The sequence below is a fragment of the Clostridium sp. UBA5119 genome (genome assembly GCF_002414285.1).
Taxonomy (GTDB): domain Bacteria; phylum Bacillota; class Clostridia; order Clostridiales; family Clostridiaceae; genus Clostridium_J; species Clostridium_J sulfidigenes.
On the sequence record NZ_DHYX01000035.1, the window covers coordinates 40,762 to 51,751 of the forward strand.

12 protein-coding genes are annotated in these 10,990 nt (G+C 30.2%); 1 reads left to right on the forward strand and 11 read right to left on the reverse strand.

Annotation, left to right across the window (positions count from 1 at the left end):
• On the forward strand, window positions 1–662 hold a 662-nt coding region (locus B2671_RS04540), incomplete at its 5' end, for a VCBS repeat-containing protein (protein ID WP_346869348.1).
• Between the two features lie 193 nt (window positions 663–855).
• On the opposite strand, the gene B2671_RS04545 is transcribed toward B2671_RS04540, so the two are convergent.
• The 11 genes from B2671_RS04545 to B2671_RS04595 all read right to left on the reverse strand — a co-directional run.
• Complete coding sequence (locus tag B2671_RS04545; protein WP_346869349.1) at window positions 856–1,857, reverse strand: hypothetical protein; 1,002 nt, start codon at window positions 1,855–1,857, stop codon at window positions 856–858.
• 180 nt (window positions 1,858–2,037) lie between these two features.
• On the reverse strand, window positions 2,038–2,304 hold the full coding sequence (locus tag B2671_RS04550) for a hypothetical protein (RefSeq protein WP_346869350.1): 267 nt from the start codon (window positions 2,302–2,304) through the stop codon (window positions 2,038–2,040).
• A gap of 86 nt (window positions 2,305–2,390) precedes the next feature.
• The gene (locus tag B2671_RS04555) at window positions 2,391–2,714 is read right to left on the reverse strand and encodes a hypothetical protein (RefSeq protein WP_346869351.1); all 324 of its coding nucleotides are present in this window, start codon (window positions 2,712–2,714) and stop codon (window positions 2,391–2,393) included.
• A 65-nt stretch (window positions 2,715–2,779) separates the two neighbouring features.
• Complete coding sequence (locus B2671_RS04560; RefSeq protein ID WP_346869352.1) at window positions 2,780–3,328, reverse strand: hypothetical protein; 549 nt, start codon at window positions 3,326–3,328, stop codon at window positions 2,780–2,782.
• A gap of 247 nt (window positions 3,329–3,575) precedes the next feature.
• Window positions 3,576–3,917 carry a CPBP family intramembrane glutamic endopeptidase gene (locus B2671_RS04565; RefSeq protein ID WP_346869353.1) on the reverse strand — a complete coding sequence of 114 codons (342 nt, stop codon included), beginning with the start codon at window positions 3,915–3,917 and terminating at the stop codon, window positions 3,576–3,578.
• A gap of 48 nt (window positions 3,918–3,965) precedes the next feature.
• On the reverse strand, window positions 3,966–4,307 hold the full coding sequence (locus tag B2671_RS04570; protein ID WP_346869354.1) for a hypothetical protein: 342 nt from the start codon (window positions 4,305–4,307) through the stop codon (window positions 3,966–3,968).
• Between the two features lie 109 nt (window positions 4,308–4,416).
• A complete protein-coding gene (gene yihA, locus B2671_RS04575) occupies window positions 4,417–5,007 on the reverse strand; it encodes a ribosome biogenesis GTP-binding protein YihA/YsxC (RefSeq protein ID WP_346869355.1) in 591 nt (196 codons plus the stop codon).
• Entirely contained in the window at window positions 4,997–7,330 is a 2,334-nt protein-coding gene (lon, locus tag B2671_RS04580; RefSeq protein ID WP_346869356.1) for an endopeptidase La, read from the reverse strand. Before lon ends, yihA begins: the two co-directional genes overlap by 11 nt.
• A 317-nt stretch (window positions 7,331–7,647) precedes the next feature.
• The gene (gene lonB, locus B2671_RS04585) at window positions 7,648–9,339 is read right to left on the reverse strand and encodes an ATP-dependent protease LonB (RefSeq protein ID WP_346869357.1); all 1,692 of its coding nucleotides are present in this window, start codon (window positions 9,337–9,339) and stop codon (window positions 7,648–7,650) included.
• 139 nt (window positions 9,340–9,478) lie between these two features.
• Window positions 9,479–10,771, reverse strand: a complete 1,293-nt coding sequence (clpX, locus tag B2671_RS04590) for an ATP-dependent Clp protease ATP-binding subunit ClpX (RefSeq protein WP_346869358.1) — start codon at window positions 10,769–10,771, stop codon at window positions 9,479–9,481.
• A gap of 18 nt (window positions 10,772–10,789) precedes the next feature.
• Window positions 10,790–10,990, reverse strand: a 201-nt coding sequence (locus B2671_RS04595; protein WP_346869359.1) for an ATP-dependent Clp protease proteolytic subunit, incomplete at its 5' end; no start/stop codon positions are given.

Genomic DNA, 10,990 nt, shown 5'->3' on the forward strand with positions numbered 1-10,990 from the left:
AGACCCTTGGAGAATACTGCACGTATTGGCCTGTAAGGGTATCTACCTTAGATATTTCTAGAGATAATTCTAAAGAAATATTTATTCAAAGCTCTTTTCATAATAAAGCTGTTCAACATATTTTTTCTTGGAATGGTAATGGATATGATGACATATTTTGTTCTACCAATAATTTATTAGGATTTATAGATAGTGCTAATAGTAGAACTCCTAAAATTGTATCAGGTAATTTTCAAGATAATAATATTAATTTAAATGGATATTTATATAATAAAGGCTCCCTTAAAGAATTTGATAATAATCTGACTACATCTTTACCAGGCAAAGATACTATAACTAACTTTATATGCCTAATAGAAAGTTTGCCTGACCCTTACTTGTCTGTTCCCAACTATTTTTATTCTCAAATAAGTGGTTCAGATTTAGAGAGTATTTTTAGGCTTGCTAATGGATCAAATTATTATAAATTTCAAGATGGTTATTTTACAGATTTAGCTTGGGATAATACAGGAAATATAACCTGTGAAAATTGGATATTAAACTTTAGAGTAATAAGCACATCCGATAGTAAAAAAGTAAGTAATCTAACTATAAATTTAATGATAAATAAATATAATGATAATGATTTTCCATTTAAAATTACCTCTGTTAATATATATTAAGCTATTTTACCTTTTTAATTTTCTCCTCCCATTATTGGAATTATTATATTCAAAAAATAAAAATGGGACCTAACGGTCCCAGGGGGATGGGGGGGCCTCTAAAATTACTTCTAGAGGTTTATGGAGATTTTAACTTCCATTACATTTTTATTATTGACTAAATTATATTTTATATACATCTTTTTTAAATATTTTAGTCTTTTTCTAAATTATTATATTCAAAAATTTTTTGTAATAATTTAATCTTATTTGGATCAATGAGTCTAATTAATATATTTATAATCTTATTGTACTCTTCCTCCGTTAACCCTTTTTCATCTCTAAATATGTTCTCTTCAATTATATCTGCTTCATCTACTGTAGTAATATTTTCTTCTGAAAACTCATCACTTTTTATAATGTCATTTATGTCTAAATTATTTAAATCTACATTGGAAAAATCTATTCGTGAAAACTCCAAGTTATTCATGTTATTCAATATGGCATTAAAGTCAAGATTAGCTAATATTTCATCTACTGATTCTTTATCTTTTTTTTTTATCTCTGTATACTCTTCAACATTTTCATTATTGACATTATTACCATCACTATAATTATTAGAATTCATATTCTGTAGCAATGTTTTTAATTGTTCTATATCCTCTGGTTTAATCTGAGATAAAATTTGTTCTATAGAACTATAATTATTTACTGAATTATTACCATTGTTTACATTATTAGAAGGTGCTTGCGTATTACCTCCCCCTAATAAAGAAGATATCATGCTAATTAAATCACCACTATCCCCTGTGTTACCTCCGCCTATGCCTAAATTGCTAAGCAAGTCTAGAATACCATTAAAGTTTCCGCCCATGCCTCCTAATATGCTAGCCAAAGGATTATTTCCTACCATATTATTCATAGGATTCATCATACCCATAGGATTCATTTCCATGGGATTATTCATTCCCATTGGGTTGTTCATTCCACCTGGATTATTCATTCCCATTTGGTTGTTCATTCCCATTGGGTTGTTCATTCCACCTGGATTATTCATTCCCATTGCACCTAAGTTAGTAGCCATATTCATTGCATTCATGCCCATATTATTATTCATTGGATTATTACCATTATATCCTCCAAAGTATCCATTATTATTTTGCTCTTGCACATAGTTTTCTTCTCTATCTCTTTTTCTATGCTTATGCTTTCCCATCTACTCACCTCTTTACTTATTATAAAATTTTAAAAAAGCAATCCATGAATAACATGGACTGCTAATTTTCTTACTTTTCTAGAAACCCCCCTATACTGGGCCATGGTTTACATCATTCTTTATCCATTGTTATTTCTACTTTTATAAGCAGTCCTTACTTTTGTTTAAACATCTTATAGTTTAGCAACATTTACAGCAGCATTGTTTTCTGCAGCAACATCCACTATTAAAGTTATTATGGCCAAATCCAGCATTTCCTCTATTAAATCCAAATCCACCGGAGCAACATAACCAATATAAGAATATTAAAGTTAATGCATTTCTAGCACTTGAATTACATTCTGTGTCTAGCAAACACTGATTTTTTAGAATTACGATTAATAGTAGAATTGTACATGGTTGAAAGCCACAACCTGAATTTCCTATATTTCCGCATCCACACATCATAAATTCCTCCTTCTTGTGAAGTGTACTTTCTAATTATCATAGATTAATCACTTAATAACTTTTGTTAGTTTTTAATGTTTAATGTGCTATGCACAACAAACTTTTATTCTTTTACATTTGCATTTTTTTTCTTTGCATTTACACTTGCAGCATTTACATTTGCATTGACATCCACATCCACATCTACATGAGCATTGGTTTCCACACATTGATCCATAGTTACAGTTTCCTAACATATTATTACTTCCACATCCACCATTGAATCCACATAACCAATATAAGAAAAGTAATGTTAATGCATTTTTAGACTTTGATGAACCATCTAATAATCCTTGATTTGCAAGAATAACTATTATTAAAAGAATAGTACATGCTTGTGAGTTACATCTATTATTTGAATATCCACACATTTATTCATTCCTCCAATCTTTATTTATCGTTTTCTTATCTATAGGCTTCTTGTATACTTTATTCTTTAGCATGGTTTACATACTTGTTGAGGTGTTCTTCTTATAAGAAAAATAGCTATTATAAGAATTATTTGACATATATTGCATCCACCAAAACCACCAAAGCCACCAAAACCACTATTGCCACCACATTGATTTTGATTACAGCATGGGCTACAACATGGGTTACATGAAGCAGTTTCTATAATATAATGCTTTTGTTTTTTACAATCTTTTCTTACTCCGCCACAGCAGCAGCAATATTCTTTGCATTTGCAACAGCACGGTTCACAGCAACAGCATGAGCAATCACAAGGGTCACAACAGCAAGGATCGCAACAGCAATTATTTCCACCGCATCCACAGTTTCCGCCGAATCCACCGAATCCACCGAATCCACAGTTTCCTCCGAATCCACCGCGTCCACAGTTTCCACCGAATCCACCTCTACAGAAAATTAGTATTAATATTATCCAAATTAGTATTTTTCCACTTCCAAATCCAAAGCTTTGAGAAGGGTTTCCATCTGTACAGTTTCCGCCAAACATCTGATATAGATTTGAATAGTCACTCATAGTTTTTATCCTCCTATTATATTTACATTTTTATATCATCATTTGTATAATACACTATATGATTTTGCTTAAGTTTTGACACTGATAATTATATTTTTGAAGTTTTTTATATATTTAATCTATAGTATTTTTAGTGTGTTTTTCCTAAGCCTCTTTACTACAATATATGTTTTTCCATAAAATCGGTGATAAAAAAGTCATCTCATAATTTTNNAAAATTATGAGATGACTTTTTATTATCTTATTACTATAAAATTATCTTGCTTAGAAGTAATATAACAGTAGAAACTCCATTAACAAATAAGTGGGTAAATACTGAATACCAAAACCCTTCCTTTTCAATTAGATAGCAGTTAAAAAAACTTACTACAAATAACGAAGCAAAAGCACTAATACTAAAGTGAATAGATGCAAATAATATACTAACAATAGATGCAGATATTATAAATCCAAACTCACCCTTAAGTCTACTTCTTAAAAACTTACCATAAAATAAGTACCTAAAAACGAATTCTTCAACCACTGGTGCAAAAATAACTGTAAAAGGGATGGTTATTATAAAAGAAACTAAATCATAATTATTTAGCATAGTTATAACTTGTTGTTGTTCAATAGGTATCTTTAATAATAATAGTAATCAAAACCAAAATAAACCACACATTATTATAAATCCATAAACTAATAACACATATATCAATGCTTTACCTATTCTAAAGTCACCTAAAGAAAACCTATATTTTATATAATCATCATTCTTACATTTTGAACTAAACCAATTAGCTAAAATAAAAATTATTAAAACAAAAGGTAATATATTATTGTAAAGTTCCGGTAATAAGAAATACAATGATATATATGCTATAATCACCATAATTTTAATTAGCTTAGAATTTCTTTTTATTTTCACTGTTCTTAGATAAAATACTAGTGGTAAAATATAAAGCATAAATATAATAAATAAATTTCCTAATATCTTCAAATAAACACCCCTCTTTAATTACATATATACTTATACGTTTAAAAGTAAATCAATATTATTATATCATAAATAAAGGGTCATTGATTTCTCTAATCAATAACCCTTTATTTTATTCAATTCCTAAGTCTTTAAATATTTCCTCAAGTAATTCTTCTTTTCCTTCCTTTTTTAAAGAAGAGAAGAACAATAATTTATCTTCTTTTCCAAGCTTTAATGTTTCTTTTATTACCTTAGCACTCCTCTGTAATTCACTTTTAGTTAACTTATCTTTTTTAGTTGCTACAACTATAACTTCATAACCATAATGCTTAATCCACTCATACATCATTATATCATCACCAGTTGGTTTATGCCTACAGTCCACTAAAATAACTACTTTTTTCAATTCTGGCCTATTTATTAAATATTGTTCCATCATTTTTCCCCAAGTAGCCTTCTCGCTTTTTGACACTTTAGCATATCCATATCCAGGTAAATCTACAAAGTATAGCTTATTATTTATAGTAAAGAAATTTATAAGTCTTGTTTTGCCAGGTGTACCACTTACCTTAACTAACTTTCTTCTATTTGTTAAAGTATTAATAAGTGAAGACTTTCCTACATTAGATCTACCAACAAAGGCAACTTCACACATTCCATCTTCTGGATATTGGGTGGGCTTTACCGCCGAAGTTTTAAATTCTGCTTGTTTAATTTCCATTTTTATCTTCTCCAACTAGTGCATTCTTCAATACATCTTCAATTTTTTCTACTGGTATAAATTTTATTTTATTTTTTATAACTTTTGGTATATCCTTTAAATCTTTTTCATTAGTTTTAGGGATAATTATAGTTNNTATTCCCATTCTGTAAGCGGCCAGACTTTTTTCTTTAAGTCCCCCTATAGGTAATACTCTACCAGTTAAAGTAACTTCTCCTGTCATAGCTACTGAATATTTTATTTTTCTGTTGCTTAAAGCAGAAACCATAGCTGTAACCATAGTAACTCCAGCGGATGGACCATCCTTTGGAATAGCTCCTTCCGGTATATGAATGTGTATATCTTTATTTTTATAAAATTCTTTATCTATATCATACATGTCACAATGAGCCCTTACATAACTGTAACCGGCCTTAGCTGATTCCTTCATTACATCTCCTAATTGACCTGTAAGTTGAAGTTTACCATCACCTTCCATTACTGCTACTTCTACGGGAAGTGTATCACCACCATATCCAGTCCAGGCAAGACCTGTGACTACTCCAATCTTATCTTCTTTATCTAAATCATCATAGCTATATAATTCAGAACCTAGATACTTCTTAACAGTTAAAGAATTTATAGTTATTTTTTTCTTATTACTTTCCATTATTTCGGTTATAGATTTTCTTATTACTGAAGCTATCTTTCTTTCTAGATTTCTAACTCCTGATTCTCTTGTATATCTATCTATTATAGTTCTTAAAGCACTTTCATTAACTATAATCTGACCATCTTCCACAGAATATTCCTTCATAACTTTAGGTACTAAATATTTCTTTGCTATTTCATATTTTTCTTCTGTAGTATAGCCCGAAACATCTATTACTTCCATTCTATCTAATAGTGGTCTAGATATAGTATCTAAAGTATTTGCTGTAGTTATAAATAATACTTTTGACAAATCAAACTCTACATCTATATAATGATCCCTAAAGGTCTTATTCTGTTCTGAATCTAGCACCTCAAGAAGAGCATCTTCTACGTTTCCTTTATAATCCTTTGATACTTTATCTATTTCATCTAAAAGGCATACTGGATTTTTGTAACCAACTTCCTTTAATGCAGATACAATTCGTCCTGGAATTGCTCCTACATAAGTTTTTCTGTGGCCTCGAATTTCAGCCTCATCTTTTACTCCACCTAAACTCATTCTTACAAATTTTCGTCCTAGTGAATTAGCCACTGATTTTGCAATAGATGTTTTACCAACCCCTGGAGGTCCAACTAAGCATACTATAGGTGACTTTAATGATTTACTCATTTTTCTAACTGCTAAATATTCTATAATTCTTTCTTTTACATCTTCTAGTCCGTAATGCTCCTCATCTAAAACTTTTCTAGCATTAGTTAAGTCTAAATTATCTTTTGTTAGCTTATTCCACGGCATACCTAAAATAGTATCTAAATAAGTTTTTATAACTGATCCCTCTTGGGATGAAGGCCCAATATTTTTAAGTCTATTGATTTCAAATTCGATCTTAGTTTTAACATCTTTAGGTAATTTAATTTGCCCTAATTTTTTTTCATAATTAGTTATTTCTTTTCCAAACTCATCTTCTTCTCCTAACTCTTCTTGAATTACCTTAAGTTGCTCTCTAAGATAGTACTCCTTTTGAGATGCACTTACTCTAGCTTTAACCTTATTACTTATAAGCTTCTCTACTTTTACAACTTCAATCTCTTTTTTTAGAATAACTAATAATTTTTCCATTCTTTCTTTAATTGAAATAATTTCTAATAACTCTTGCTTTACATCAGCCTTTACCGGTAGAAATGCACTTATTACATCACAGTATACACTATTATCTTCTTCTGCTTCTAATTCCACTATTAAATCTTTAAATTCTTCACCAGCTAATTCTAAATAATTAATAAACATATCATTTAGTGAGTTTTTATATCCTTCAGATTCTGTTTTATCTTCTATATCCAACTCTTCAACAGCTTCAACTTCTGCACTTATACAATCATCTTCATCTAAATATTTTACAAGTTTAGCCCTATATTCTCCCTCTACTAATACTCGCAAGTGATTCCCTGGCAACTTCATAAATTGCTTTATTGTGCATACACATCCGACATTATATATATCTTTTTCAGTTGGATTTTCAGTAGTTGCTTCTCTTTGACTTATTATAAATATCTTCTGATCTTCATCCATGGCTCTATTAATTGCTTCTATAGATTTCTTTCTTCCTATATCAAAGTTTAAAGCCATATGTGGAAAAATACTTAATCCCCTAAGGGGAATTAATGGAAGTTTCATTATTTGATTTTCCATAACATCTCCTCATTTCTATCTAATCTATTATTTAATCTTACTTAATTTCACATTATAAAATCTTACCTAGTTTGCTCAAACTAATAATTCAACCTAAAGTATTTATACAGGAATCTTTCAGGGCAGTGCAGTGTTTTCTTTTTTATTGTAAAATACAACTTATAAAAGAAAATCCTACTTTAACAAAACATCTAAATGATATGTCGTTATTGTATTAATTATAATTAGACTAGTATATTATACCTATAAAAATATAATTTTTCAATTAAATAATCCCTATAAAAGTTTTATCCATTGAACTTCTATAGGGATTATATTTAGGCATCTAATTGAGGTAACATATTCAATTCAAACCCTTGCTCTTTTTTTTCTACACTTATGTGAAGAATTTGATCTTTTATTATTGCTTCATCTATTACTTCCTTTATAGTATTTACCGGTATTACTTTTATATCTTTATAATCTTTATATACCTCTTGCCAATTTTCTTTTGGAATTAAAACCTTTGTTGCACCTGCTTTTATAGCACCAGTAATCTTAGCTGTAACACCACCAACTGGCTTTACTTCACCATGAATAGATATTTCTCCTGTCATAGCTGTATTATTATCTACACTCCTACCTGTTATTGCACTATAGATTGCAGTAGTCATACTTATTCCAGCAGAAGGACCATCTACAGGTATTCCCCCTGGAAAATTAACATGTATATCGTATTTTTTTGTATCTATGTTGTATATTCTCTCCAACACTGTAATTACATTATCAATAGAATTTCTTGCTGTACTTTTTCGTTTTAATTTTCTGCCCTTATCTCCTAATTCCTCTTCCTCAACAATACCTGTTATTTTTACTATTCCTTCTCTTTCTCTTGCCTTAGTTGCTGTTGCCTCTATTTCCATTACAGATCCAACATTTGAACCATATACCGCAAGGCCATTTACATAACCAACCTTTGGTTTCGCACATATTTTTTTATTAGGCTTTGGTGAGTATTGACCGTTCTCAATAACCCATTGTATTTCATTTATACTAACAGTATTTCTATTTTCATTAATTACAATTCCACAGGCTAATTGAACCAAATTTACAGCATCACGACCATTATTAGCAAACATTCCAACTAATTTTGCTGCTTCTTCTTCTATTGATATTCCAATTTTTTCTGCCGCATTTTTTGCAATTATCTCTATTTCATCCCCATCTAGGGCTCTAAAAAATATTTCTACACATCTAGATCTGATAGCTGGAACTATTTCTTCTGGACTTCTAGTTGTTGCACCTATTAATCTAAAGTCAGCAGGAAGTCCTTCTTCAAATATCTCTTTAATATAAGATGGCATATTAGGATCTTCACTATTATAATATGCACTATCCAAAAATACTTTTCTATCTTCTAAAACTTTCAATAACTTATTCATTTCTATAGGATGTAATTCACCTATTTCATCAATAAATAGAACTCCTCCATGTGCTTTTGTAACTGCTCCAGGTTTTGGTTGAGGTACCCCTATAACACCTAATGGACCCGCCCCCTGATATATTGGATCATGAACTGATCCTATTAATGGATCCGCTATTCCTCTTTCATCAAATCTTATAGTTGTAGCATCAATTTCTACAAAAGAAGAAGTTGCCTTAAATGGTGAAGCTGGAATTAGTTTTGCCTCTTCTAATACCAGTCTTGCTGCTGCTGTTTTTCCTATTCCCGGAGGTCCATATATTATAACATGTTGAGGATTAGGACCACATATGGCTGCTTTTAAAGCCTTAATCCCCTTTTCTTGACCAATTATATCTTCAAAATTTCTAGGTCTACTCTTTTCTGTTAAAGGCTCGGTCAAACATATACTTTTTAACTTTCTCAGCTTTTCAATTTCTTTAGTGTTCTCCCTATTAATTGTAATCTTAGATGATTTTTGTCCCTTTAATGCATTAAAGAAGTAAATTCCCATTACTATTGTAACTAATAGTTGTATTAGCATAATTAAAATCGCTACTGGTTCCATATCAATATTAGCCTACTTTATAAGCAAACTAATCTTCCCTCCCTTTACTAATTATTTAAGTCACAATAGTATTATTCACAATATATTGGATTAATATTCTATAACAAGAAAAAACTGCTGAAATTCAGCAGTTTTTATATTATGCAAGTTCAGGTGTTCTCTTTACGCCCTTTTTACTATCTATTTTTAAAGGTTCTCTTTTTCCATTGTCTGCAATGATATATTCAGGAATCTTTGTATTTAAAGTTTCTTCATGAATTATAACCTTTTCTATTTCTTCACGTGAAGGAATCTCATACATTATTTCTTGCATTATATCTTCTATTATTGCTCTTAATCCCCTTGCTCCTGTGCTTCTCTTTATTGCTTCTTTAGCTATAGCTATAAGAGCATTTTCATCAAATTCAAGTCTAACATCATCAATTTCTAATAACTTTTGATACTGCTTCACTAATGCATTTTTAGGTTCACTTAATATTTTTACAAGAGCATCTTCATCTAAGTTATCTAAAGTTACTATTACAGGAATTCTTCCTACAAACTCTGGAATTAATCCAAACTTCAGTAAATCACCTGGCATTATTTGCTTAAATAATTCTCCTAAGTCTTGTTTTTCCTTAGACACCACTTCTGCACCAAATCCCATGGCTGATTTTTGAGTTCTCTTTGTTATAATTTTTTCTAATCCATCAAAAGCTCCACCACAAATAAATAATATATTAGATGTATTTATTTGGATAAACTCTTGATGTGGATGTTTTCTTCCTCCTTGTGGTGGTACAGAAGATACAGTTCCCTCAAGAATTTTAAGTAAAGCTTGCTGAACTCCTTCACCAGAAACATCTCTAGTTATAGATGGATTTTCAGACTTACGTGCAATCTTATCAATCTCATCGATATAGATAATGCCTCTTTCAGCTCTTTCTATATCATAATCAGAGTTTTGAATTAATTTTAATAATATATTTTCTACGTCCTCACCTACATATCCAGCTTCCGTAAGGGTTGTAGCATCTGCTATTGCAAAAGGTACATTTAACATTTTTGCTAGTGTTTGAGCTAATAAAGTTTTACCTGAACCTGTTGGTCCTAAAAGAAGTATATTACTTTTTTGTAGTTCTATATCATTATCCATAACATTAGAATTTATTCTTTTATAATGATTATACACTGCTACAGACAAAGCCTTTTTAGCATCATCTTGCCCTACTACATACTGATCTAAATACTTTCTAATTTCTTTAGGTTTAGGTAATGTGCCCATGTCAATTTGGACATCCTCTTCTCTTTCATCTACTATGATTTCAGAACAAAGCTCGATGCACTCATCGCAAATATATACACCTGGACCTGCAATAAGTCTTCTTACTTGCTCTTCACTTTTTCCACAAAAAGAACATTTAAATTTTTTCTTTTCTTCATTTCTTGGCATGTTGACACCCCTTTAAAGCTATTTCTTTTTAACAATTACTTCATCTACTAATCCATATTCCTTAGCTTCATCCGCGGACATAAAATAATCTCTTTCAACATCTTGTTTTATTTTATCTAAAGGCTTGCCTGTTCTTTCACTTAATATTTCATTAAGAGTTTCTTTTATCTTTAATATTCTTTTAGCATGAATATCAATGTCAGTTGCTTGACCTTTAAA